This is a genomic window from Photobacterium sp. GB-36, assembly GCF_003026135.1.
Taxonomy (GTDB): domain Bacteria; phylum Pseudomonadota; class Gammaproteobacteria; order Enterobacterales; family Vibrionaceae; genus Photobacterium.
Genome location: NZ_PYNY01000006.1, coordinates 186,011 through 209,880 on the forward strand (window position 1 = coordinate 186,011; position 23,870 = coordinate 209,880).

23 protein-coding genes and 1 pseudogene are annotated in these 23,870 nt (G+C 41.1%); 14 read left to right on the plus strand and 10 right to left on the minus strand.

What is annotated here, in order from left to right:
• Window positions 1–204: 204 nt before the first annotated feature.
• The 9 genes from lafA to C9J46_RS08410 form a co-directional block, all read right to left on the minus strand.
• Window positions 205–1,074, minus strand: coding sequence for a lateral flagellin LafA (lafA, locus tag C9J46_RS08370; RefSeq protein WP_107208371.1), 870 nt, complete (start codon window positions 1,072–1,074; stop codon window positions 205–207).
• A 233-nt stretch (window positions 1,075–1,307) separates the two neighbouring features.
• Complete coding sequence (locus tag C9J46_RS08375) at window positions 1,308–2,138, minus strand: EAL domain-containing protein (protein WP_107287758.1); 831 nt, start codon at window positions 2,136–2,138, stop codon at window positions 1,308–1,310.
• 32 nt (window positions 2,139–2,170) lie between these two features.
• On the minus strand, window positions 2,171–4,264 hold the full coding sequence (gene flhA, locus C9J46_RS08380) for a flagellar biosynthesis protein FlhA (protein ID WP_107208373.1): 2,094 nt from the start codon (window positions 4,262–4,264) through the stop codon (window positions 2,171–2,173).
• Between the two features lie 39 nt (window positions 4,265–4,303).
• Window positions 4,304–5,431 carry a flagellar biosynthesis protein FlhB gene (flhB, locus tag C9J46_RS08385; RefSeq protein WP_107208374.1) on the minus strand — a complete coding sequence of 376 codons (1,128 nt, stop codon included), beginning with the start codon at window positions 5,429–5,431 and terminating at the stop codon, window positions 4,304–4,306.
• Window positions 5,428–6,204 carry a flagellar biosynthetic protein FliR gene (fliR, locus tag C9J46_RS08390; RefSeq protein ID WP_107208375.1) on the minus strand — a complete coding sequence of 259 codons (777 nt, stop codon included), beginning with the start codon at window positions 6,202–6,204 and terminating at the stop codon, window positions 5,428–5,430. The genes flhB and fliR overlap by 4 nt, the downstream gene beginning before the upstream one ends.
• A complete protein-coding gene (fliQ, locus tag C9J46_RS08395) occupies window positions 6,204–6,473 on the minus strand; it encodes a flagellar biosynthesis protein FliQ (RefSeq protein ID WP_107208376.1) in 270 nt (89 codons plus the stop codon). Before fliQ ends, fliR begins: the two co-directional genes overlap by 1 nt.
• Before the next feature lie 18 nt (window positions 6,474–6,491).
• Window positions 6,492–7,283, minus strand: coding sequence for a flagellar type III secretion system pore protein FliP (gene fliP / locus C9J46_RS08400; protein ID WP_107290758.1), 792 nt, complete (start codon window positions 7,281–7,283; stop codon window positions 6,492–6,494).
• Window positions 7,284–7,286: 3 nt separating this feature from the next.
• The gene (gene fliN, locus C9J46_RS08405; protein WP_107208378.1) at window positions 7,287–7,652 is read right to left on the minus strand and encodes a flagellar motor switch protein FliN; all 366 of its coding nucleotides are present in this window, start codon (window positions 7,650–7,652) and stop codon (window positions 7,287–7,289) included.
• 2 nt (window positions 7,653–7,654) lie between these two features.
• Window positions 7,655–8,302, minus strand: coding sequence for a FliM/FliN family flagellar motor switch protein (locus tag C9J46_RS08410; RefSeq protein WP_233217724.1), 648 nt, complete (start codon window positions 8,300–8,302; stop codon window positions 7,655–7,657).
• A 727-nt stretch (window positions 8,303–9,029) separates the two neighbouring features.
• Here C9J46_RS08410 and C9J46_RS08415 point away from each other — a divergent pair.
• The 14 genes from C9J46_RS08415 (at window position 9,030) to C9J46_RS08480 (ending at window position 23,517) form a co-directional block, all read left to right on the plus strand.
• Window positions 9,030–9,830, plus strand: coding sequence for an OmpA family protein (locus C9J46_RS08415; RefSeq protein WP_233217725.1), 801 nt, complete (start codon window positions 9,030–9,032; stop codon window positions 9,828–9,830).
• Entirely contained in the window at window positions 9,830–11,179 is a 1,350-nt protein-coding gene (locus C9J46_RS08420; RefSeq protein ID WP_107290760.1) for a sigma-54 dependent transcriptional regulator, read from the plus strand. The genes C9J46_RS08415 and C9J46_RS08420 overlap by 1 nt, the downstream gene beginning before the upstream one ends.
• Window positions 11,180–11,191: 12 nt before the next feature.
• Window positions 11,192–11,563: a flagellar hook-basal body complex protein FliE gene (locus tag C9J46_RS08425; protein ID WP_107208381.1), complete on the plus strand. Its 372-nt coding sequence runs from the start codon at window positions 11,192–11,194 to the stop codon at window positions 11,561–11,563.
• A gap of 3 nt (window positions 11,564–11,566) precedes the next feature.
• Complete coding sequence (fliF, locus tag C9J46_RS08430; protein ID WP_107290761.1) at window positions 11,567–13,312, plus strand: flagellar basal-body MS-ring/collar protein FliF; 1,746 nt, start codon at window positions 11,567–11,569, stop codon at window positions 13,310–13,312.
• Window positions 13,278–14,312 (plus strand): flagellar motor switch protein FliG, encoded by a 1,035-nt coding sequence (locus tag C9J46_RS08435; RefSeq protein WP_107208383.1) that lies wholly within the window; start codon window positions 13,278–13,280, stop codon window positions 14,310–14,312. Before fliF ends, C9J46_RS08435 begins: the two co-directional genes overlap by 35 nt.
• On the plus strand, window positions 14,312–15,109 hold the full coding sequence (gene fliH / locus C9J46_RS08440; protein WP_107259757.1) for a flagellar assembly protein FliH: 798 nt from the start codon (window positions 14,312–14,314) through the stop codon (window positions 15,107–15,109). The genes C9J46_RS08435 and fliH overlap by 1 nt, the downstream gene beginning before the upstream one ends.
• Window positions 15,087–16,436, plus strand: a complete 1,350-nt coding sequence (gene fliI, locus C9J46_RS08445; RefSeq protein WP_107247882.1) for a flagellar protein export ATPase FliI — start codon at window positions 15,087–15,089, stop codon at window positions 16,434–16,436. Before fliH ends, fliI begins: the two co-directional genes overlap by 23 nt.
• A 37-nt stretch (window positions 16,437–16,473) precedes the next feature.
• Entirely contained in the window at window positions 16,474–16,917 is a 444-nt protein-coding gene (gene fliJ, locus C9J46_RS08450; protein WP_107208386.1) for a flagellar export protein FliJ, read from the plus strand.
• A gap of 389 nt (window positions 16,918–17,306) precedes the next feature.
• A complete protein-coding gene (locus C9J46_RS21490; RefSeq protein WP_146144662.1) occupies window positions 17,307–18,539 on the plus strand; it encodes a hypothetical protein in 1,233 nt (410 codons plus the stop codon).
• 162 nt (window positions 18,540–18,701) lie between these two features.
• Window positions 18,702–19,085, plus strand: coding sequence for a GFA family protein (locus C9J46_RS08455; RefSeq protein ID WP_045130267.1), 384 nt, complete (start codon window positions 18,702–18,704; stop codon window positions 19,083–19,085).
• A gap of 148 nt (window positions 19,086–19,233) precedes the next feature.
• Window positions 19,234–19,638: a DUF1801 domain-containing protein gene (locus C9J46_RS08460; RefSeq protein WP_107247881.1), complete on the plus strand. Its 405-nt coding sequence runs from the start codon at window positions 19,234–19,236 to the stop codon at window positions 19,636–19,638.
• A gap of 204 nt (window positions 19,639–19,842) precedes the next feature.
• On the plus strand, window positions 19,843–20,319 hold the full coding sequence (locus tag C9J46_RS08465; RefSeq protein ID WP_199189326.1) for a GNAT family N-acetyltransferase: 477 nt from the start codon (window positions 19,843–19,845) through the stop codon (window positions 20,317–20,319).
• A 478-nt stretch (window positions 20,320–20,797) separates the two neighbouring features.
• Entirely contained in the window at window positions 20,798–21,670 is an 873-nt protein-coding gene (locus C9J46_RS08470; RefSeq protein ID WP_042773052.1) for a hypothetical protein, read from the plus strand.
• An 899-nt stretch (window positions 21,671–22,569) separates the two neighbouring features.
• Window positions 22,570–23,517: a 5'-nucleotidase gene (locus C9J46_RS08480; RefSeq protein ID WP_107290762.1), complete on the plus strand. Its 948-nt coding sequence runs from the start codon at window positions 22,570–22,572 to the stop codon at window positions 23,515–23,517.
• A gap of 228 nt (window positions 23,518–23,745) precedes the next feature.
• On the opposite strand, the pseudogene C9J46_RS21935 reads toward C9J46_RS08480, so the two are convergent.
• A pseudogene (locus C9J46_RS21935) lies at window positions 23,746–23,870 on the minus strand (phage integrase N-terminal SAM-like domain-containing protein); the annotation flags it as partial.

Below are 23,870 nucleotides of genomic sequence, written 5' to 3' on the forward strand. Positions count from 1 at the left end.
AGCATTTAAAAACAGGTAGTTATGATTGTCGCGTTAGGTGGCGGAAATGTGATTTCCGTTTGTTATTTCCTGCTTTATTCCTATGTTCCGTTTATTAACCAAAGGGTTACTAATGGCTAGCTTTCGACATACCGACTTACTGATATTTAATGATGGCTACAAAAAAGCCTCCACGAGGGAGGCTTAGGAAAAAGAAACTACAGTTTAGCGAAGTAGTGACATTGCCATACCCGGTAACTGGTTAGTTTGTGAAAGTACCGTTGTGCCCGCTTGCATTAACATTTGGTTTTTAGTCATGCTTGAAGATTCCACTGCAAAGTCAGCATCAACAATACGACCTTTGGCTGCAGATACATTCTCAACCATATTGCCCAGGTTAGTGATGGTGTGGTCAAGGCGGTTAATGTTGGCACCCAGTGCAGAACGTGCATCACCGATTTCTTTCAGTAAACCCGCTTCACCGTTAGCACCTGTTAAAGTCGTTAGTGCTGTTTGTGCGTTAGCTGCAGACGTTAAATCACCTAAAGCTAATGCGCCTGAAGTACCAATGGTTGCATTCACGGCTTGTACTTCTGTTGATACATCAACAGCTAGTTGATCACCTGATTGAGTACCAATCTGGAAGTTGACTGCGCCTGCACCAAATGAGCCTGCATCGGTCAAAATATCTTGTCCACCAAAGCTGGTTGATGCCATTACGTTGGCAAGCTCTTCACCAAGCTGTTGGAATTCTGCGTCCAAAGCTACACGGTCATTGGCTGATACTGTGCCGTTTGATGCCTGTGTCGCAAGGTCGTTCATGCGGTAAACGATGTTAGTCATTTCATCCATCGCACCTTCAGCGGTTTGCATCATTGAAATACCGTCTTGCGAGTTACGCATAGCTACAGACATGCCACGAGTTTGCGCATCTAGACGTGTTGCGATTTGAAGACCAGCAGCATCATCTGCAGCTGAATTTACACGGAAACCTGTACTTAAACGTTCCATTGCTGTGTTTAACAAATTGCTAGTATTGCTCAGTGTATTTTGTGTAACCAGTGATGCGTAATTGGTGTGCATAGATAGAGCCATGATAGTTCTCCTTGTAATCAATCTATCGAGGTATTTCCTGCTCACTGTATCTATGCGGTCAGTTGGAAAAGATCATTAATTTTTATTTTTAATATTTTCAAAAAATAAAAGAATTGGAGAATAAATTTGATATTGAGCCAAATAAATGAGGTTTTCTTATTAAATCGTGTTGATATTAAATAAGAAAACCTCATTAATTTTTAAGGGGATGTAGAGATATAAAAGTCATGGTTTTATATTTGATTATTATTCGCAACCTTTTTTTTCATTGATACCGACATTGGTATATCACTGACGTAACCGAAATAATATTGCGCACCAAGTAGTCGATATTGGTTTAATTCATGCTGGCTACCCACCCGCCCCGCAATAAATAATGTATTGTTTTTACGGATAAAACGAATGACGGGAATCAGGCCTGAGCGCTTATGATCATCATTGAGGATATGCGACGTTTTAATTGCATCAGGTTTAATGTTTTTTATTGTCTCTAAATAGCGGGTGGGTGGGATAATATCAATCCAGAGTTTTACCGCTTTCTTTTTTAATGATTCTAAATTTGCATTTAACGTCATCATGTTATGGCATTCACTATTTTCCATGTCATGAAGTTGAACACAGGGAATAATGTACTGCATTGCAACGGAATGATGTTGAAAAACCTGATTAATAAAGCCTTGTCCAATAGGCCATGATAGCGTTTCTGAATTTATCGGCACCACTAACGGATTAATAATATCTTTATGGAAAGTCGATAGCTGAAACTCAATATGGCGGACGGCTAAATATAAGCTATAGAGATCAAACAGAAATTGTACAGGTTTAGAAACATCAAATTGGTAAACACTTTGCTCGTTATTACTACCAAAACGTAATGTTAGGTGTTGGTAGGTGACTTGATTGGTGGTGGTTTCGCGAATAGCCTGACACACATGACTAACATCGTTTTGCTCAAATGCGTCAAGTAGGATCGCATCGTCGTTATTGCGGGTTAACGATGGGATAATACTTTGAATATAGCTGTAAAGTTCGTCCATGGTGTGTAATGTGTGTTGCGTTGTCATAGCTCGTCCTCGTTCAATTTCACGGGAATGAATTAACCTAAGTTGCCAATGATATTGATATTCTTATTTTCAGGAATTTCGTTATAAGACAATACTGCTAAGCCTTGGGCGAAAGTACGCGCATAGCGAGATAGCAGTGGTCGTAATTGTGGCATTACTAGCAACACAGGGGCTGCGCCTTGCTGTTTTAATTGTTGCTTCGCAAGCGGCATATTTTGTTGAAATTGGCTTAAAATATTTGGCTCAATTGGAAAGCTATCTAGCATCACATTGCCACTGGCTTGTGCTTGTTGAAGTGATGTTAATAACATTTGCTCAAGCTCATCGGATAGGGCATAGACGTTAAGATCTTTCTTATCACCATTGAGTAGATTCACCAAGGTACGGCGTAAGCTGCAACGCACATCAGCAGCAATTAAGATTGGATCTTTGGTGTTTTCAGACGCTTCTAACATGGTATTGGCAATGGTACGGATATCTTTAAGTGGCACTTGATCAATGAGTAATTGGCGATACACCTTAAGTTGCTGAGCAGGCGTTAATGCAGCACTTAAACTTTCCGCTAATTTGGGTGCCTGTTGCGCCAAACGTTGATTAATAAAATCCACATCATCATGGGTAAACAAATCGGCTAAATGTACTTTCATCACTTTGCTTATGTGAGTGGCAATGACGGTAGCGTCATCTACGACTTGGTAACCCATGTTCAAGGCCTTTGCTTTGTTGCTATTTTCAATCCATACCGCAGGGAGTTGGTAAGCAGGATCGTGACCAAGGATGCCATCTATTTCGCCATAGGTATCACCCACGGCAATAGCCATTAAACGCTCAGGCTCAATGCTGCCTTGTTCAATGATCTCGCCATGAACGGCAATAGTATAATGGTTCGGTTTTAAGCTTAGGTTGTCGCGAATATTCACTTCAGGCAGCAAATAGCCGACTTGCTCAGAAAGATTTTTACGAACACCGCGAATACGCTGGGTGAGTGGCGCACCTTGTTCTTTATTCACCAGATGAACTAAACGAAAACCGAGCGATAACGACATACTTTGAACATGAGGAATATCATCCCATGTTAATGGCGTTTCGTGGTCGAGTTGCATGGCTTGAGAAACGGCTTCAACCTCGTCAAGTTGCTGGTGGTGGTGAGGTTTTTTATATTGTCGCCAGCCCGCAAAGGCTAATACTGCGGCAAAGCTGAAAAATGCCAAGTGCGGCATGCCTGGCACAATACCTATGATGGCCATCACAGAAGCAACAGTGAATAAGGTTGCAGGTGAGGCAAGCAGTTGGTTCTGCATAGCTTGCGTCATGTCATCATCACTGTCGTTAATACGAGTGACAATAATAGCGGCAGAGGTGGCTAATAACAGTGAAGGAATTTGCGCGACAAGACCATCACCAATGGTCAGTAAGGCGTAAGTTTTAAAAGCATCAGAAGCGCTGAGTCCGTATTCAAAAACACCGATGCTGATACCACCAATGATATTGATAAATAGGATCAATAAACCCGCAATGGCATCACCACGAACGAACTTTGAAGCACCGTCCATTGAACCGTAAAAATCCGCTTCATTGGCAACATCACGACGGCGCTGTTTTGCTTGGTTTTGGTCAATAATCCCCGCGTTTAAATCCGCATCTATTGCCATCTGTTTACCGGGTAGGGCGTCAAGGGTGAAACGGGCTGCTACCTCAGAGATACGTTCGCCACCTTTGGTGATCACCACAAAGTTGATGATCATTAAAATCACGAAAATCACCATACCCACAACATAGTTACCGCCAATAACGACTTCACCAAAAGCTTGGATCACTTTACCTGCTGAATCGCCACCATTGTGACCTTCCAGTAATACAATACGTGTTGAGGCCACATTCAAAGTGAGTCGCATTAATGTCGCGACTAATAGAATGGTGGGGAAAACAGAAAAGTCTAACGGCCTTTTTGCTGTGGTACTGACTAATAATACCAAGATGGCCAAGACAATATTAAAGGTGAATAAGGCATCGAGCAGCATAGGAGGTAATGGCAAAATTACCATTGCCAGAATCATCAGTAAGGCGATAGGAATACCGATATAACCTTTACTCGACTGTTTGAGTGTTGTGAGCCAATTTAACATGTGAAGTCCTTCATCCAATCCGGTAAAAATGCGCTGAAATTAATGCTGTAAATGTTTTGGGATAACAAAATTGGGTAATGTTTGTGGTTGATTTCCTTTACCTTGTCGAAAGGCTTTAAGCTGTAAAACATAAGTTAATATATGCGCCACAGCGACATAGAGCTGGCTTGGGATCGCTTGCTCTATCTGGGTGCTGTGATAAATCGCACGCGTTAATGGTGGTGAATGTAAGATCTCAACATCGTGCTGTTTGGCAATGGTTTGAATATGCATCGCCGTTTCATCTATGCCTTTTGCTACCACAAAGGGCGCTTCAGACAGTGTGGTATCGTATTTAATCGCAACGGCATAATGGGTTGGGTTGACGATCACCACATCAGCTTTAGGCACTGCTTTATCTATTTTTCTTCGGGCGAACTGCTGTTGAATTTGACGAATGCGTTGCTTGATTTCTGGGCTACCTTCATTATTTTTAAATTCTTCTTTCAGCTCTTGTTTGGTCATTTTCAGCTCTTTGGCGTGCTCCCATTTTTGGTAGGGAATATCAATTAAACCAAATAACAATAGCGCCACGCCCATCAGCAAAATACCATGAAAGAGAATCGTCAGAATTAATGACACGCCTTGTTTAAGTGGCAAGTTTTGCATCCCTAATAAGCGGCTTAAATTGGCATCAAGATAGAGATATAGCAGGAGGAAAATCACACAGACTTTGAGTGTCGATTTTAAAAGCTCAACCAAAGATCGGGTTGAAAACATCCTTTTTATCCCCGCAATGGGATCGATTTTTGATAATTTTGGCAATACGCCTGCAGGGTAGAATAGCCAACCACCAATCAGTAAACTGCTGGCGATAGTGGTGATTAGAATTAAACCAAATAATGGCAGTAGTAATTGAATAATAATGGCTAAGCTTGTGCCTAATGCTTCAATCGCTAGCCAAGGTGAGCGTAAATCATCACGAGAGATTGTCATGTTCAATGTAAATACGCCATTCAGCGCCTGCCAAATCGCATCAATTTGGAAATAAAAGAAAACCACAACCGCAATAAAAATCGTAGCTGCTGTGAAGTCTTTGGCGCGTGGGATCTGACCTTGCTCTCGGGCCTGACGGATCTTCTGCGGAGTGGCTTTTTCAGTTTTATCTTGTGCCGATGACTGACTCATGCGCCTCCCGAAATATAGAGTTGAAGCTGATCTAGGCTGTAGTGGACTAACTCGACATAACGCGCTGGTACACCGCTGACAGAAATTAAGACACTAAACAGTCCTAACAACATGGTCATAGGAAAGCCTAATGCGTATACGTTCAAACTAGGCGCGGCGCGGTTCATGACCCCGAAACTGATATTAGCCAGAAGCATTGAAACAATAGCGGGCAGAGCGATGGCAAGGGCTGAACTGAACATCCAACCAAAAAGTGCGAGTATTTGTTTTACTGAAGATAGAGCCAACCCACTGCCTACAGGCCAAGAGGTAAAGCTTTGCACTAAAATATCAATAACCAATAAATGCCCATCTAAAGCCAGAAATAACAAGGTAGAAAACAGTAAAAACATTCGCCCAAGAATTGCGACTGAAACACCATTAACGGGATCGTTCATCATTGCCATCCCTAAGCCCATTTGCAGTGAAATGATCTGACCTAACAATGTCATGATGGAAAATAGGAAATGGATAATTAAGCCAAATAACAGCCCCCATATTGCTTGCTCAAAAGCCAGCATAAGTGCCGAGAGAGAAAGTAAATCTGTCGTGGGCATAGCTGGCATCAGTGGCGCGGCAATAAAACTGATAGCAACTGCTAATAAAGCGCGTACCCAAATAGGAATTAACGCATCACCAAAAAATGGCATGGCTAACATGGCAGCCCCAATGCGAAAAAACGGCCACCAAAACTGAGCGAGAAGGGCGTTGAGCTCTGCAAACGAGATAGCCATTAGCCAATCATTCCCGGAATGTTATAAAAGAGGTAATCAAATAATTCCATTAAGCGTCTTAGCATCCAATGTCCGGCAAAAATCACCATCAGCAAAGTCATGATTAAACGAGGGAGAAAACTTAAGGTTTGCTCGTTGATCTGGGTCGCGGCTTGAAAAACGGCAATCACTAACCCGACTAATAACCCCGGGATAACAAGTACCATTACCATATTAATAATTAGCCAAACGGCATTAGAAAATAGATCGACAGCAAGCTCTGGGGTCATCATTTACTCCTTTCTTTTTTATCCAAAGCTGGCAGATAGCGATCCGACCGTCATGGTCCAGCCATCAGCGAGTACAAACACAATTAATTTGAAAGGGAGAGAAATAATCAGCGGTGACAGCATCATCATACCCATAGCCATCAAGACACTGGCAACCACGAGATCGATGATCAAAAAAGGAATGAACAACATAAAACCAATTTGAAACGCTGTTTTAAGCTCACTGATCACAAAAGCAGGTAACACGATAGCAAACGAAATATCTTCCACATCTTGGTCTAATGGTTCGTTAGCAATTCGCATCATCTGCTCTAAAGCACTTTGATGGGTTTGTTTTAGCATGAAATCACGAACGGGTTTTTCGGCAGTATCAAAGGCTTGTAAAAGGGTAATATCACCGTTGTCATAAGGGACAAAAGCATTATCGTAGACATCCGTCCAGACCGGACGCATGATCAAAATTGTTAAAGAGAGCGCGATACCCACCAGTATTCTATTTGGCGGGCTCTGCTGTAAACCCAGTGCTTGGCGCAAAATAGAAAGTACGATAATGATGCGGGTAAAACTGGTCGCCATTAGCAGAAAGGCAGGGATAAAACTCAGTGCTGTCATTAACAACAAGATTTGTAATTTTACACTGTATTCTTGCTCGCCTTGATCATCTGTAACGGTCAAGAAGTTCAGCCCACTATTGGCTTCTGCGCTCGAAGAAAACAGTACGCCGAGCGCAATAAGGAGCAAAGTGAGTAAATACAGACAATGGCGTTGTTGAGATGTTTTTATCAGCAAGCGGTATCCCTGATCGATCATTTTTTAACTATCCATGGTGTTAAGAGGTGATTCGACGACATCAATTAGCCGTAGGCCATATTTATCATTGATCACAACCACTTCGGCATGGCCCATCAGTGACCCATTCACTTTCACATCAAGCGGTTCACCGTTGAGTTTATCTAGCTCAATCACACTGCCTTCACCGGCTTTCATTAACTCACCTAATGAGATTTCTGTGCTTGAGACCTCAAGAGTCACAGTCACGGGGATCTTTTTGAAAAAACTTAAGCTACGTTGCGACATGCTGCTATTAAGTTGAGGTGTTTCATCAAATTGTTCTAACTGAAGATCGTCGAAATTGAGGTCATCACCATTAAATAGGTCGGATTCGTTAATATCGCTCATGCTTATGTGTCCTTACTGGTGTTGATGATTAAAACAAGTTGACCGTTTTGCTCTGCGACATGGCCGTTAAATAAATGCTCTTGACCGATACTGATCGGAGAGGATTGCAGTAAATCAATATCAAAGATGTCACCGGGCTTTAGCTGCAATACTTGGTCTAAAGGCATCTGCCTTTCACATAAAACTGTATTGAGTTTGACCTTGGTCGATTCAAGTTGCTGACTAAAGAGTGCATTAAGTTCAGATGTGGGTTGTAAGCCAATAACACTGGTTAATGTTTGAATTAATGCGGAATCAATACAGATGATGATGTCGCCAATCGTCTCTTCGCAGGTAACGGAAAGTTGAATGACTAAGCCGATATCATCTGATAGTGAATTATCACAGGCTTGCCACATATCTTCTGGCGCTATCTGGGCTGAAAAAAGTCGTCCTATGCGTTCTTGTAACCGCAAATCACTCGTTGTAATCGTTTGACTTTTAGCACTATTAAGACGATTTACAGATGAGTGATAAAAGCGATCGGCGAGTACAATGAGCAATGGCGCAGAACAGCGAAAATTCATCATACCCCCGTCATTATGGGCCACCGTAAATGCCGCATGTTGTCCCTGTTTTGGCGATTGAAAATCAATACTAGTAACCGACATCGTCAGTTCATGGGTTTTCACCCACTTTTGTATTTGGTCAGTTAATCCCAGTAATGAATTACTTAAAATATTAGCTAATTCATCTTTGATTATATGAATAGGTTTTCCTAGCAATTCCACATTCAATATGGGATATCTATTGTCAAAATCTGATTTTATATATTCCATAGTTATCATAGTTAAGTGGGTAAAAACAAAGTGTAGTTGATGTTTATTCGTAATATATAAATATGTTTATCGCGTTTATAACTATGAAGATATAAATTAAAAATTTTTAAGAGCAAAAATGTGACTTTAGTTCATAGCATTAGTATTCGATGAAATAAAAATTGTTTTAATGTTTAAATTTAAAAAACTTCGATTATGATGAAGTTAAATCAAATGGAAGTGTGTTGCTAAACTTATGATTAATAATGGAATAATATTAGACTTTAGTATGACATTAAATCGTTAACACAAACGTCAAAAAAATGCCCTCAAGAGCGTCAAATAATATTTATTCGACTTGTTTTCTATGGTTATTAAATAGATATATTCAAGCGTTAGAATATTAGGGTTAAATATAAAATCGCCATAAGATTTTTTGGCTATAATAAATCATGTGATTAATAGGTAGAGGTGAGTGCTTATTATGACACTCATAAAATATACAATTATATTTATATATTCGATTTTTATTTCTTTATTCTTTTCCATGAGTTCTGTCGCTAAAGAGTTATTTTTACCGATGGATCTTGTTTCGTGGGAATATAAAGGCGATAAATTTAGTTGTTCATTGAGTCAAACCATTAGCCAATTTGGGGCAATTACCTTTGTTGCGAAACCTAAGCAGCCACTTGGTATACAGGTACAAAGCTACCATGTAAAACCGCCTTATGAGCGTGCCATATTGAGCCAAGTACAGTCACCTTGGGCATTGAATACCGCACCTATCACAGTCGATGAGGTGGATTTAGATAAAAAATCAGGACAAGTCTCTTTTTATACTGATATTGAGCTGTTACTTGAAGCCATGGCGCAAGGTAATTGGTTAGGAGTAAGGCTGTCATCGTCGAACCAAAACAACACGTTTGATGTAACAGTCCCTTCAGTGAATATGACGCATGCTATGGCTGATTTTAATTTGTGTCGAGCCAAGTTACCTGCAATGGCATACCAAGATGCGAGAGACGTAGTATTGCAATTTAAGTTAGGTCAACGTGTGGTCAGTTCATCACAAAAACAAATCTTGGCTGATTTAGCGAGTTATTTAAAACATGACAAAAATGTCAAACGTGTATTGATTGATGGGCATACAGACAATGTTGGCTCCAATGTTGCCAATTTACAGATTTCAAAAATTCGTGCTGACGATGTAGCCAGCATTCTGCGTGAAAACGGTGTGCGTTCATCGCTGATGGAAATTCGCTCTCATGGTTCTCGCTATCCTGTTGCCAACAACAATACCCAAGATGGAAAAGCTAAAAATCGTCGCGTGACTATTCGCGCTATTCGCAAGGAAGATGCAGTAAAAAGGAAGGGTAGCTAATGCAGCCTAACAATATTCAATTAGTCGAGCCAAATTTAAGTGCAGCAAACCAAATTATTGCTGTGCTTGAAGGCAATGGTTATAGCGTCAATCACTTCACTTCTGGACGTGCTGCGTTATATCAATCTCGCTCAGCCATTACTTTGGTCAGCTCGCATATCACAGATATCTCACTGACTGATTTTATTCGCCAATTCCATCAAAAAGCTGTCGCGACTCACCGTTCTTCCACGCCCATTTCCATTGCTATTGTCGATCAGGCGCAAGGAATGATGGCGGCGGATGCAATGAAAGCAGGCGCAACCGATTATTTACTACGTCCTTTTGAATCTGAACAGTTACTGGGCTTACTCGCGCGCGTTGAAGCACTAGATAAACCCTTAACCAATATCGTGGTGGAATCATGGCGTAGCAAGCAAGTGTTGCAGTTAGCACACCGTGCGGCAGGGACAAACGCGACCGTATTGATCACCGGTGAATCTGGCACCGGGAAAGAAGTATTAGCGCAATATGTGCACCAACATTCTTCGCGTTCAAATGCGCCTTTTGTTGCCGTTAACTGTGCCGCTATTCCTGAATCCATGCTCGAAGCAGTGTTGTTTGGTCATGTGAAAGGGGCGTTTACTGGCGCGACACAAACGCAAACCGGTAAATTTGAAGAAGCCAATGGGGGTACGATTTTATTAGATGAAATCGCTGAAATGTCGCCCAGTCTTCAAGCTAAATTATTGCGTGTGTTGCAAGAGCGTGAAGTCGAAAAAGTGGGGAGTCATAAAACCGTTCCATTGGATATTCGCGTCATAGCGTCAACCAATAAAGATCTTCGTGTAGAAATTCAAAAAGGGACGTTCCGAGAAGATCTTTATTACCGTTTAGATGTGCTGCCGTTGCATTGGCCATCACTGCGAGATCGAAGCGCTGATATTCTTCCTCTGGCGCGATTTTTCATCAATAAATATCAAATGGGAAGTGCGTGCCAGTTGTCGGAAGATGCGTGTTTTGCACTGTCTAAATATCACTGGCCGGGCAATATCCGAGAGTTAGAAAATGTCATGCAACGAGCCTTGGTGATGCGTCATGGTGATTTCATTACCGCACAAGATTTAATGTTGCCAATTGATCCTAATGCTGCGCCATCTTTACCTCAAACGGAGGGGGGGAATGGTCGGGTAGAAGCGAAGAAAATGGCAGAGTTTCAATACATTATCAAAATTCTTAAACAATTCGGTGGTAACCGAACCAAGACGGCTCAGCAATTGGGCGTTACTACTCGCGCACTGCGTTACAAGTTAGCCGCGATGCGTGAACAGGGAATAGACATCGATGCTGTATTAGGTTCTGCGGCATAAAAGGAGAGTTAAATGAGCACAAATAATTCGCTACCGTCTGTATCATCTGAACAACTCATGCTTGATAAAATGCAGCAGATGCAGCAACGCACTCAAGCTGATTTCATCGTAAAACCTAATCTGATGCAGGTCGACGCAACCAATACACAGTTTGCCGCTTCGCCATTGTCATTTTCGCAAGCCATGACAGGTGTTTTAAACACCGTTAATCAACATCAAAAAATCGCCAGTGACAAAGTGACAGCGGTTGAATTGGGGAAAAGTGACGACTTAGTAGGCGCGATGGTGGCAAGCCAAAAAGCCAGTTTATCTTTTTCTGCCCTCATGCAAGTGCGTAATAAAGTGGTTGCGTCCTTTGAAGATGTTATGAAGATGCCGGTGTAACTTATGTCTGAAATCATTGCCCAACCATCGATGACCAATACGGCAACAGGTTCAACTGCGACCAGTGGGTTGTCGTCAAATCCGTATATTAATAACCTTAAAAACCTTTGGCATAGTAGTCAGCGCAATTTGGTTTTATCTGCTGTGCTTGCTGCAATTGTCGCTGCCATTATTGTGGTGGCACTATGGAGTTCAAGTCAAAATTACCGCCCGTTATATGGGCAGCAAGAACGTTTTGATAGCGGTGAAATCATCTCGGTATTAGAAACAGAAGGGATCCCTTACCGCCTACAAGAAGCCAACGGACAGGTGCTGGTGGCAGAAGGTGAAGTCGCAAAAATTAGGATGTTACTGGCAGCAAAAGGGATCAAAGCCAAGTTACCGACAGGGCTAGATTCATTAAAAGAAGATTCGTCGTTAGGCACCAGCCAGTTCATGGAAACCGCACGTTACCGTCATGGATTGGAAGGCGAGTTAGTGCGTACTATTATTGCCCTTGATGCTATTGCTAATGCTCGCGTTCACTTAGCCATTCCACGAAAAACCTTATTTGTTCGCCACAATGCGGAAGCGCCGACAGCGTCAGTAATGGTTGAGCTAAAACCGGGTGAAGATCTAAAAACTGAGCAAGTTGAAGCCATCATTAACCTTGTTACTGGCAGTGTGACAGGAATGAAGACAGAAAATGTGTCAGTTGTTGATCAGTATGGGCGTTTACTCAGTGCTGATATTGGCTCGACTGAAATGGGTAAAGTGAATGCTAAATACCTTGATTATCAGAAGAATCTCGAAAAGCAGGTGATCCAACGTGCCGCTGATATGCTAACGCCGATTGTCGGACCAAGTAATTACCGCGTGCAAGTCGCTGCTGATCTTGATTTTAGCCATGTCCAAGAAACCAAAGAGGTGGTTGATTCAACGCCTGTAGTGAAAAACGAGCACCGTATTGAAAATAACAGTATTGATAATATTGCTTTAGGTGTGCCGGGTTCATTAAGTAACAAGCCACCCGTTACTGGCGAAGAAGAGAACAAAGACAGTAAAAACACCAATGAACGAACGGAAATTAATCGTCAATATGCGTTAGGCAGCAGTGTTCGGCATACCCAATATCAACAAGGCAAATTAAATAAACTCAATGTCTCTGTGTTACTTAATTCTACTGCTGCACCAAATGGTAAAGCATGGACAGAAGCGGAAACACAGCAAATTAGCAATATGATCAAAGATGCGGTAGGGATCAGCGCTGCTCGTGGTGACAGTTTGAGTATTTTAAGTTTCAACTTCACACCGATTGCAATTGATGCGCCACCTGCTATTCCGTGGTGGCAAGATCCAACCGTTCAACAACCACTACGCTACATGATCGGCGGTATTCTCGGCTTATCGATGATCTTTTTTGTGCTAAGACCGCTTATTAGTCATTTAACAGGATTAGATCGTCGACGTGATGAGTTAACTTTTGCGGAAGAAGATATGGCGCACTCTTACGATGAAAGTCTGCAAACTCGCGAAGAGCAAGAACACGAAGAAACGTTAAATGAGCGTTTAGCCGCGAAAGGGATAAACGGAACGAATAACGCCTTTAGTGCCAACAATGATTTGCTGCCACCACAGGGCTCGCCATTAGAAATCCAACTTAAACACTTACAGCTTATTTCAACCGAAGAGCCAGAGCGTGTTGCTGAAGTCTTAAAACAATGGGTGAATGTTAATGAGTCAATCACAAACAAAAAATCAGACGGATAGTAAAACCCCTGCACTGACTTATGTTGATAAAACAGCCGTCGTATTGTTGGGAATGGGAGAAGATGCCGCCGCGGAGGTATTGAAGCACTTTACCCGTGATGAAGTGCAGCGTGTGACCCGTTCGATGGCGGCATTAAGTGGTATTCAAAGTGATAGTGCGAAAGGGGTAATTCAGCACTTTTTTGAAGATTTTCGTGCGCACAGTGGTATTCGTGGCGCATCGAAAGAATACCTTTCAAATACTTTGCGTAAAGCGTTGGGTAATGATTTAGCCAAAGGGTTACTTAATAACATTTATGGTGATGAATTACGTAACAACATGCAGCGATTGCAATGGGTGGATGCAGAATTATTGGCTAAATATGTTAGCCAAGAGCACCCACAAATGCAGGCGATATTCTTAGCCTATTTACCGCCAGAAACCTCATCGAAAGTGTTGGCGAAAATGCCAGTGGATTATCATGACGAGCTGCTATATCGCATCGCACAACTTGATGAAATAGATCATGATGTTGCCGCTGACTTACATGATTTGATTGAACGTTGCATTGCTCATATGTCACAAGCGCAAAATGCACCTATTTTAGGAACGAAGCAAGTTGCCGATATTATCAACCGTTTCGAAGGTGATCGCGGCCAATTAATGGAATTACTCCGTTTGCACGATGAAGACATGGTGCACGAAATTGAAACCAACATGTTTGACTTTATGGTGCTTGGTCGCCAGAAAGAATCGACCATGGATAGATTGGTGCAAGAAATTCCTGTCGCGACGTGGGTGATTGCGTTAAAAGGTGCTGAGATCAGCTTACAACAAGCGATTAAACGTTCAATGCCACAGCGTATGGTGAAATCCCTAGAAGATGAAATGGCGCTAAAAGGTGCAGTACCTGTGAGTGAGGTAGAACGCGCCCGAACTGCCATTATGGATCAAGTGCGTGAGCTGGCAGAAAATGGTGAAATTGATCTTCAGCTCTATCAGGAAATGACGGTGGAGTAATGATGAAGAAAGTAAAAATACATCAGTTATCACCGGGGCAATATCGGCCTCATCGTTTTCCTCCTGTGGCAGAGCCAGTAAATCATGGTTTTAATGATGAATTAGGCGATGTTGATCCTGCGAACAATTGGCAAGACAGCCAGTTTGAATTACAACAAAAATTGGATGAAGGCTTTCAACAAGGGCTAAACAAAGGCTATGACGAAGGATTTAACCAAGGCGTTGTGCAAGGTCGTGATCAAGGTGTTATAGAAGGGCAAAAAGACGGTTTTCAACAAGGTTACGGACAAGGTGAACAAGCAGGGCGAGAGATCTTTAGCCAAGCAGTAAAACCAGTTGAGAAAATCTTGTTTGAATTAGAACAATGGCAACAAGAAAAAGACAAACAACAACGTCAGCTTATTTGCGACTTGGTACAAAAAGTGTCGCAACAGGTTATCCGCGCTGAACTGACATTGATGCCACAACAAATTCTCGCTCTAGTAGAAGAAGCATTGGATGCGATTCCGGGTAAAACAGAAAAAATCATCATTGAACTTAACCCACAAGATATTGATCGGATCCATACCATCAATAAGAGCTTACCTGAGTCTTGGAAGCTGATTGCTAATCCCACATTACCCGTCGGTGGTTGTCAGCTGATAACCGATAACGCAGAAGCCGATGTGGGGTGTGATGCGCGACTAGAAGCCTGTATCGAGAATGTGCAGCAACATTTAGTTGAGCAGAATCACCCGTTAGATACCCCAATCCGTGTTGAACAAGGAGATCTGCATGAATCGTCTTCAAGCGGATAGTTTAACCGCACTTGCCGCTCTTGATAGTGTGCCTATTGCACGGGTCACGGGGCGGTTAGTAAAAGTGAATGGCTTAATGCTACAAGCCGTGGGGTGTCGTTTTAAACTTGATCAACGTTGCTTAATCGTCGCTGATGATGGTGAGCAGATTGAAGCACAAGTGGTCGGTTTTGATCACAATATTGCGTATTTAATGCCAGTTCGCCAACTCGGTGGATTATACGCAGGCGCAAAGGTGATCCCGATGCAAGGTGGCAGTACAGTGAATGTGAGCCACAAGTGGATTGGACGAGTTGTTAATGGGTTAGGAGAGCCGCTAGATAATGGTTCACCGCTACAAGGTGGTGAGTGTTTATCGTTAGAACCAAAGCCTATTAACCCAATGAAACGCCAGCCAGTTGAATCACCATTAGATGTTGGTATTAAAGCGATTAATGGTTTACTGACTGTTGGTAAAGGTCAGCGCATTGGCTTAATGGCGGGCAGTGGCGTAGGTAAAAGTGTCTTGATGGGGATGATCACCAAATACACTGCCGCCGATATTATTGTGGTGGGGCTGATTGGTGAACGTGGTCGAGAAGTCCGTGAATTCATTGAGCGTAGCTTAGGTGAGGAAGGACGAAAACGTGCAGTGATCATCGCCGCGCCTGCTGATGAATCACCACTCATGCGTTTACGAGCGACCAAGCTTTGTCACCGCGTTGCCGAATACTTTCGTGATCAAGGCAAAGATGTACTGCTACTGATGGACTCATTGACCCGATATGCGATGGCGCAGCGTGAAATCGCACTCGCACTAGGAGAGCCGCCAGCTTCTCGGGGTTATCCACCGTCAGTATTCAGTTTATTACCACAATTACTAGAACGTGCTGGTAACGGAGAAAATCCCAATGGCAGTTTAACTGCGATTTATACCGTGTTAGCAGAAGGGGACGATCAGCAAGATCCGGTAGTGGATTCGGCACGCGCCATTTTAGATGGTCATATTGTGTTATCTCGCACATTGGCAGAGCAAGGGCATTATCCAGCCATTGATATTAATGCTTCCATCAGCCGATGTATGAGCAGTTGTACTGAGCAAGCCCATGTCACCGTTGCGAATCAATTTAGACAGTTAAATGCGAATTATCAGCAAGTAAAAGAGCTACTACCATTAGGTGGCTATCAACAAGGACAAGATCCTGAATTAGATCAAGCGGTAATGATGCAACCCCAGCTTAAACAGTTTTTGCAGCAGCCTGTAACTGAACACTGTGATTACCAAGCGAGCTTAACCCAATTAGCCAACTTGTTTTCAGTCAATCAATCCAGTCCGTCAGCACCATAGCCACATCGTGTTTTAGGAAATGGAGCAAGAATAAGCCATGAATTTGCCAGTCAAAGCTGTTGAGCAATTACAACGATTATCAGAGCAAAAGCGCGATAAACTCAGTGCTATTTACCAGCAGCAGCGCCGGCAAGTGGATAATTATCAGCAACAACTTCAGTTATTAAGCCAGCTAAAACAGCATTATATGGGGGCTGAACAAACACACGGCTCTGCGATTAACAGTGCGATGTTAAATAACAGCAATCAATTAACGTCACAGTTAACGACCATGATTGATCATCATCAGCATGAGCAAGCGATCATGAGTGCGGAATGTGATCACAGTGAGCAGCAATTACAAGCCAGTAATCAACAAGTTAAACGCTTTGAAGAAGTAAAAAAACGCTGGCTTGCCAAACAACAATATGAACAAGCCCGTAAAGAGCAAAAGCAATTAGAAGAGTTGATTAACTTGCGGCATAAAAAGCGCAAGGTCTGAAGTGCTCACTATAAAGGAGATATTATTGAAAATGTATATGAGCTGCTAATCAACAAATTTAATACTTTGATTTCTAGTTATATCCTCTTTATCGCTTATTATTAAAAGTTTTTATCTCGTCAGCAATACTCCCCAATCGCATTTTATACCTCATTCTTACACTCTAAAAATGTAATCAATGACGATTAATTTTAATCACGCTCCCTAAATAACGCTTGAACCGTTGTGCAAAGTGCTGATTGATATATTTAACGGTTAATATGCTAAGCGATGTTTCTAGTGAGCGAGTAATGCGATGGAGTGCACTGCTATCGTTATCGACTGTTGTCGCCAGATGGGTATGAGTATGGTTACGAACCATTAAATAACAATCATGTAAGGATACAACAATGATCAAAAATTATTTCAAACTAAAAAAAATATTTAGCTACATTGGTACCTTCTGTTTAATTACTGCAAGTAACTCGGCTACTGCATTCTATGATGCCTACCCTGAAAGTGAAGGGCCTTATATTAGTGGCTCGGCATCTGAAAATTTTACGTGGTTAGGCGAAGATTTCTCAAGCTACCCTAATAGTCAGCAGTTAGAATGTTCGAATAATAAAAGCGCCATCGATCATTTTGATGTTACTTCAGGATGTTTACAGTCTAAATCTGTGGATAGTGGGAAGTTAGGTTGGACGAACGATAAAGTCTTTCGTGTCGTCGCGATAGGAAAAGACAGTAATGGCAATGAAATAAAGTACACCGACCAAACGAATCAATACAGGGCGTATATTAAAGCATGGAAAAATTCCGGCACTATACCTGCTTGGTCTGGCTTACATGCGTTTGCTCGTTACCAAACATCTGATGATTTATATGTAGGCTCTATTCGTTATGACGGTAATGTAACGATTAAAGTAAAATACCAAGGTTCATACACTACTCTGGCTCAAACCAAATTAAGCAATGGCGTTAAAAACTACCTTAATACAGAGGGGAAGCTTGCCGCTGGTCAATGGTATGACATTCACTTTTCTGTAGTAGGTAATAAATTAACGTTGGCCCTAGATGGTGTCGAATTATTGTCGGTAAACAATGATTTATTAACTGAGGGTACTATCGGTATCCGCACCGATAACCTATCTGCTTACCTTGATGATTGGCAGTTGCTATCGAGTAATTCAATAGTTATTGATCCCCCAACAGATCCTGAAATACCCACTGATCCCGAAACACCAGCACAGGTCGTTGAATTTATCCCCGGAAAAACCAAAGCCATCAATGGTGAGATCTATTCGTATGATGGGCAGTGTTATCAAGCCAAAAATAGCCCTGGCAGTTGGGAGGTTCCAAGTAACGCGTCATGGTTTTGGGATGCGGTTGAATGCATAGATAATCCTTCGCCACCCACTGATCCTGAACTACCGACAGAGCCTGTACCACCAACAGATCCTGTGCAGCCAACAGATCCTCTACCACCAACAACTGCTGTTGAGTTTATACCGGGTTCAACAAAGGTTAAAAACGGAGATACAGTGACTTATAACAATATTTGTTATCAGGCAAAGAACAATCCGGGTAGCTGGGAAATTCCAAGTTCAACGTCTTGGTTTTGGACTGTGGTGAGTTGTCCATAATCCACAGTAATATAAGCATTAAACCTCAGTCTCACATTAAGGCTGAGGTTTATTTACAGCAAAGTGTAAATGTATTTCACAAGCCCAATAATGTACTTACAACTACTTCACTACACAATAAACTTGGTCGTTCTGTTGGTGCATCGACATGGTGATTAAATAATGGAAATTAAAGAAATACATATTGCAAAATGTCACTGTGGTGCTGTTGAGTTAGAGCTGACCATGCCAAACGGATTAGAAGATCCTCGTCGTTGTTCATGTTCTATGTGTCGAAAACGTGGTGCCATCGCTGCTTCTGTATTACTTGAAAACCTAAAGATAATAAAGGGAGAAGATAACTTGACCCTTTATCAATTCAATACAAAGACTGCTAAACATTACTTCTGTAAGACTTGCGGTATCTATACTCATCATCAAAGACGTTCTAATCCCCATCAATTTGCAATTAATGTTGCATGTCTTGATGGCGTTAATCCTTATGATTTGGAGCCCGTCAAAATTTACGATGGGATCAATCACCCAAAAGATACGATCAACTTGTAACTGCAAACATTTATGCGTGTTATAGGAAAGTGTATAAGATTACACTCCAATACATTGTTTTAGTGACACTTTAGTGCTTAAAGTAATGGGGTAGTGCTGCCCATATTTTAATTAAGCGTGATATGTTCTTATTTATAGGAGCAAACGAATGGATTTAAGTGTTAAACAAAAATTTGAAACGTATCCTGATGAAGTAACAGAGTCTCTCTTAGTTATTCGTTCACTTATCATAAATACAGCAAATGAACATGGGATTGCTGATTTAATCGAAACACTAAAGTGGGGAGAGCCAAGTTATATTTCTAAAATTGGAAGCACTATTAGATATGACTGGAAACCCAAATTCCCAAATGAATATCGTATTTACTTCCACTGCCAAACAACCTTAGTTGATACCTTTAAAGAGGTATACGGAAATACCTTTGAGTATGAAGGTAATCGGGCATTAATATTTAAGCTTGGCGACCATGTTCCAACGAAAGAGTTGTCACACTGCATATCTATGGCATTACGCTACAAAAAGATAAAACACCTTGATTTGTTAGGTGCTTAGAACATATAACAAAGTAATTAAACAAAGATAATACGCTGTGGGCTTGTTTCTATTGTCGGTTAACAGGCTATAAAATTAGTTGCGTTAAATTATATATAGCCTAAACAAGTTGATATTAATTTGCCCACGCACATTCTTACGTTTGAACTTTAGATTAATTAGTTACTGTATTGAGAATTCTGTGAATACCGAGGGAGAAGTTTAGTGATCACAATAAGGAAAGCAACTCAAGCAGATGCGGTTTTAATTCATGCGTTGAGAAGCCGCGCAATCTTAGATAAATGCTCAGCGTACTACAGTAAAGAACAGCTTTCATTGTGGACTGATGGGGGAGTGTCTGACGGATTCATTCAAGATGTGCTGGAAACGTTCTATGTTTCTGTCACTGATGGGCGAGTTATTGGTAGTGGTAAACTCAATATTGAAACCGGTATGGTTGATGCTATTTTTGTTGATCCTGAGTACTGTGGAATAGGTGCGGCAAAGCAGATGCTTACTTTTTTGGAAAACTTGGCTAAAGAAAACGGCCTATTGTTGCTGAAATTAGAATCCACGATAAATGCGGCGCCTTTCTATCGTTCATATGGGTTTATAGGGGAGAAACTATCTACCTATCATTCACCAAGAGGCATTAGTTTGGATTGTATTCCAATGCAAAAGCCGCTAGTAAAGCACGTTTAATAAACTCATTTTTGCCCCAAAACTTGTTAGATCAAATACTCATTCATTTTTTATTAACGTGGTTTTGGATTAGTTTTATTTACTGTTTATATCAACAGTTATAATGAAACGTGGTGATTTTATCGCTTTAGTTCTGTTTTTAATAAGAAATATTTCTTGTTAAAAACGGAAGTGAAATCATAACTGATTGAAAATCATATCATTTAATATTTCAGTTTGTATTTAATAAGACTGATTAAATACATTTCTTACTTATCACATCCTCTCATTGGCGTCAGGCGTGAAAAATTGTTATCAACTTCATGATATATATAGATTATATCTAGTATGATAAAGGTTTTTTATGCGTGTATTTTTGCGCGAAAGTAAGAATGCTTATTAATATACTGTTAGGTGCTAAAAATATCGTACTTCATACTTGTTTTCTTGCATATAAGGCCCCATGTGAAAAGTGGGTATCTAATCGCAAGGATTTTAAATGGAACAATACAACCTTCAACTATCTTCAGTAAAACATACTGCTCCTGATGGCATTGAAATGGGGGTAATGAACAACGGCACTCCGTATCTTGGTGCTCGTGGTTTGGCAGCCTTATGTGGTGTCGCACCAAGTGTAATAATCACTCTTGTAAAAGATTGGGAAGCAGATTTGCGCTTTAAGCCTCGTGGTCAGGCTATTGAGCAGTTGATTCTGGATCAAGGTGGCGACCCAAGTAGTTTATATGTTCCAATTACCGTCGATGGGAAGACTTACCATGCAATCAACGATGTCAATTGCATGGCAATACTTGAATACTATGCGTTCGAGTCTCAAACACCACAGGAACAGGCCACACGTAATTATCGTAGTCTTGCCAAACTAACTCTTCGTACATTCATTTATGAACGCACAGGCTACAATCCTGAAGACTCGCTGCCACAATATTGGAAAACTTTTCACGAGCGTATAACACTTAACGAGTTACCGTCAGGTTACTTCAGTGTTTTCTCTGAGATTGCTAACTTAGTAATCTCCGGTATTAGAGGTGGTATGCCTTTTGATAGTAATACGATGCCAGATATAAGCGTTGGTATGGCATGGGGCAAGCATTGGTGTGGCAATAGCTTTGATGAAAAATACGGTCTTCGTCGAAAACACCTGCACGTATTTCCGGAAGATTTCCCCCAAAAAGATCCAATGGCATGGATTTACCCTGTTGAGGCTTTGGGTGAGTTCCGTCGCTGGATGGACGACATTTATGTCACCGAGAAGTTTGGCACTTATTTGAACAATAAGGCAAAAAAAGGTGGTTTAAACAATGTCGATATACAAGCTTTGGTTCAAGCAGTTCAACCTGCACGATTGAACTAGTTGGTACGGGCAATTAGCACCTAACAGATAAGGATATGTGTCGCGAAGCCGACACCTATCCGAAGTGTTGGACAAGCCCAAGCCTCCTTATATAAGTAAATATTGGAAATATCATGAAGGGTGATGACAAAAAGCAGTCGATCGTTATCCTTGGTGTGAACCAATAATATTAATACCCTGATTTATAATAAAATCCTCTTTAGTTCTGAAGCGTTAAAGCCATTATCCTTATTATTTAACGTCGGTTATCTGGGTCGAAATATCCCCGTTAATTGCATGACATGTTGGCAGCAGGGGCAAAAGGATTGGGCTTTTATACGTATCGTTTTATTCGGTGAGGGCAACGTCAGTTGTCCTGCTAACATGAACATAAATTGGATCGCTTGAAGCTGTGTCTTATCATCACCACAAGCCGCAATAATGCCTAAACATGGAGATGAACCCTACTTTGTCTCCATCTCTCTTATCTCCATTCTCTTTCTTTTAGTACTCGTGTTATTCCTATATCAATTTAGGCGAGATATTTTTGATTTCTGCTAATGAATAAACCTGTTTATTTGTCCAGTTATAATGCAAATCGTAAATTTTGATGCTTAGACTTCGTTTTAAATAAGAAAAAATGCTTAATTATCTCAGCTTCTATTTATAAGATATTGATATATATGATGTAATATTCATAGCTGTGTTTTTAATCCGACGGGTTAAAAACAGTTCTTACTTTTATCACAGTAAAATATAGGTTGGATGTGATTTTTTGCGACTAACACTATGAAAATGGGTGCTTTTTTTTAGTAAGATGTTGAATGTTTACAGTATTAATAAAGCGTAAAAGTAAGAATGCTTATTAATATACTGTTAGAGTTCTCAGTAATTCATCATTAAAATTTTGGAGTGTATATATGCCCTATGAATTGGGTAAAAGGCTAGTAATTGGCGTTGCTTCAAGTGCAATGTTCGATTTAACTGAATCTGATATGGTTTTTCGTACTAAAGGTGAAGAGGAATATCGTAAGTATCAGTCAGAGAATATCGATAATCCTTTAGATAAAGGGGTCTCATTTTCGTTTGTGAAGCGTTTACTTTCTCTGAATGATTTGAGTGATAAGCCGGAATCAGACCCACTAGTAGAAGTTGTCTTGTTGTCACGAAATGACCCAGATACAGGGCTTCGTGTTATGAAATCGATCGAGCATTACAACTTACCTATTTCGCGTGCGATTTTTATGCAAGGTAAATCTCCATATGACTACATTCCAGCATTGAGTATCTCTTTGTTTTTGTCAGGCAATTCGTCTGATGTAAAAGAAGCCATAAGGTTAGGTTATCCGGCAGGTCATGTAATGAAATCGACGATTGTCGATGAAGATGACGATGACTTGCGAATTGCATTCGACTTTGACGGTGTTCTTGCTGACGATGAATCAGAATCCGTCATGCACAACACCAACGACCTAAGTCAGTTTCATGAGCATGAAACCAAGAACGTATTACAGCCTCATAATCCTGGTCCGCTGAAAGAGTTTTTAGTTAAAGTCTCAGCAATTCAGAAGATTGAAGAGAAGAAGAAGCAATCTGAACCTGATTATCGAAATCGACTAAGAGTTTCAATAGTTACAGCAAGGAATGCCCCTTCACATGAAAGAGCTTTAAATACGCTGAAAGAATGGGGTGTAATGACAAATGACGCATTCTTCCTAGGTGGTGTTGATAAAGGTTTGATTTTGGGTGTTCTCAAACCTCATATTTTCTTTGATGACCAGTCTGGTCATCTGAGCTCAACTAGCACTGTTGCTCCGTCAGTTCATATACCATTCGGTGTCAAAAACACCGAAGAAATTGCGGAATAAGAACTCTAACAAATGAGGATATGTGTCGCGTAGCCGACACCTATCCGAAGTGTTGGACAAGCCCAAGCTACCTTATATAAGTAAATATTGGAAATATCATGAAGGGGGATGCCAAAAAGAAGTCGAACGTTATCCTTGGTGTGAACCAATCATTTTAATACTCTGATTTATAATAAAATCCTCTTTAATTACGAAGCGTGAAAGCCATTATCCTTATTATTGAACGTCGGTAGTTAACGTGTCTGGCGATTTATCCAGTTGATGGGTAATGCGACGTAGAGCACGACTATAAGCATCAATCGTAGCGGGACGTTTACCTTGCAAGGTGAGATGGGTAAGGTGTTGTTCATAAA

What these genes read in the sequence shown, in the direction of transcription:
- lafA (WP_107208371.1), bottom strand. Translation starts at nt 1,074, where the DNA reads ATGGCTCTATCTATGCACACCAATTACGCATCACTGGTTACACAAAAT.
- C9J46_RS08375 (WP_107287758.1), bottom strand. Translation starts at nt 2,138, where the DNA reads ATGACAACGCAACACACATTACACACCATGGACGAACTTTACAGCTAT.
- flhA (WP_107208373.1), bottom strand. Translation starts at nt 4,264, where the DNA reads ATGTTAAATTGGCTCACAACACTCAAACAGTCGAGTAAAGGTTATATC.
- flhB (WP_107208374.1), bottom strand. Translation starts at nt 5,431, where the DNA reads ATGAGTCAGTCATCGGCACAAGATAAAACTGAAAAAGCCACTCCGCAG.
- fliR (WP_107208375.1), bottom strand. Translation starts at nt 6,204, where the DNA reads ATGGCTATCTCGTTTGCAGAGCTCAACGCCCTTCTCGCTCAGTTTTGG.
- fliQ (WP_107208376.1), bottom strand. Translation starts at nt 6,473, where the DNA reads ATGACCCCAGAGCTTGCTGTCGATCTATTTTCTAATGCCGTTTGGCTA.
- fliP (WP_107290758.1), bottom strand. Translation starts at nt 7,283, where the DNA reads ATGATCGATCAGGGATACCGCTTGCTGATAAAAACATCTCAACAACGC.
- fliN (WP_107208378.1), bottom strand. Translation starts at nt 7,652, where the DNA reads ATGAGCGATATTAACGAATCCGACCTATTTAATGGTGATGACCTCAAT.
- C9J46_RS08410 (WP_233217724.1), bottom strand. Translation starts at nt 8,302, where the DNA reads ATGTCGGTTACTAGTATTGATTTTCAATCGCCAAAACAGGGACAACAT.
- C9J46_RS08415 (WP_233217725.1), top strand. Translation starts at nt 9,030, where the DNA reads ATGGATCTTGTTTCGTGGGAATATAAAGGCGATAAATTTAGTTGTTCA.
- C9J46_RS08420 (WP_107290760.1), top strand. Translation starts at nt 9,830, where the DNA reads ATGCAGCCTAACAATATTCAATTAGTCGAGCCAAATTTAAGTGCAGCA.
- C9J46_RS08425 (WP_107208381.1), top strand. Translation starts at nt 11,192, where the DNA reads ATGAGCACAAATAATTCGCTACCGTCTGTATCATCTGAACAACTCATG.
- fliF (WP_107290761.1), top strand. Translation starts at nt 11,567, where the DNA reads ATGTCTGAAATCATTGCCCAACCATCGATGACCAATACGGCAACAGGT.
- C9J46_RS08435 (WP_107208383.1), top strand. Translation starts at nt 13,278, where the DNA reads ATGAGTCAATCACAAACAAAAAATCAGACGGATAGTAAAACCCCTGCA.
- fliH (WP_107259757.1), top strand. Translation starts at nt 14,312, where the DNA reads ATGATGAAGAAAGTAAAAATACATCAGTTATCACCGGGGCAATATCGG.
- fliI (WP_107247882.1), top strand. Translation starts at nt 15,087, where the DNA reads ATGAATCGTCTTCAAGCGGATAGTTTAACCGCACTTGCCGCTCTTGAT.
- fliJ (WP_107208386.1), top strand. Translation starts at nt 16,474, where the DNA reads ATGAATTTGCCAGTCAAAGCTGTTGAGCAATTACAACGATTATCAGAG.
- C9J46_RS21490 (WP_146144662.1), top strand. Translation starts at nt 17,307, where the DNA reads ATGATCAAAAATTATTTCAAACTAAAAAAAATATTTAGCTACATTGGT.
- C9J46_RS08455 (WP_045130267.1), top strand. Translation starts at nt 18,702, where the DNA reads ATGGAAATTAAAGAAATACATATTGCAAAATGTCACTGTGGTGCTGTT.
- C9J46_RS08460 (WP_107247881.1), top strand. Translation starts at nt 19,234, where the DNA reads ATGGATTTAAGTGTTAAACAAAAATTTGAAACGTATCCTGATGAAGTA.
- C9J46_RS08470 (WP_042773052.1), top strand. Translation starts at nt 20,798, where the DNA reads ATGGAACAATACAACCTTCAACTATCTTCAGTAAAACATACTGCTCCT.
- C9J46_RS08480 (WP_107290762.1), top strand. Translation starts at nt 22,570, where the DNA reads ATGCCCTATGAATTGGGTAAAAGGCTAGTAATTGGCGTTGCTTCAAGT.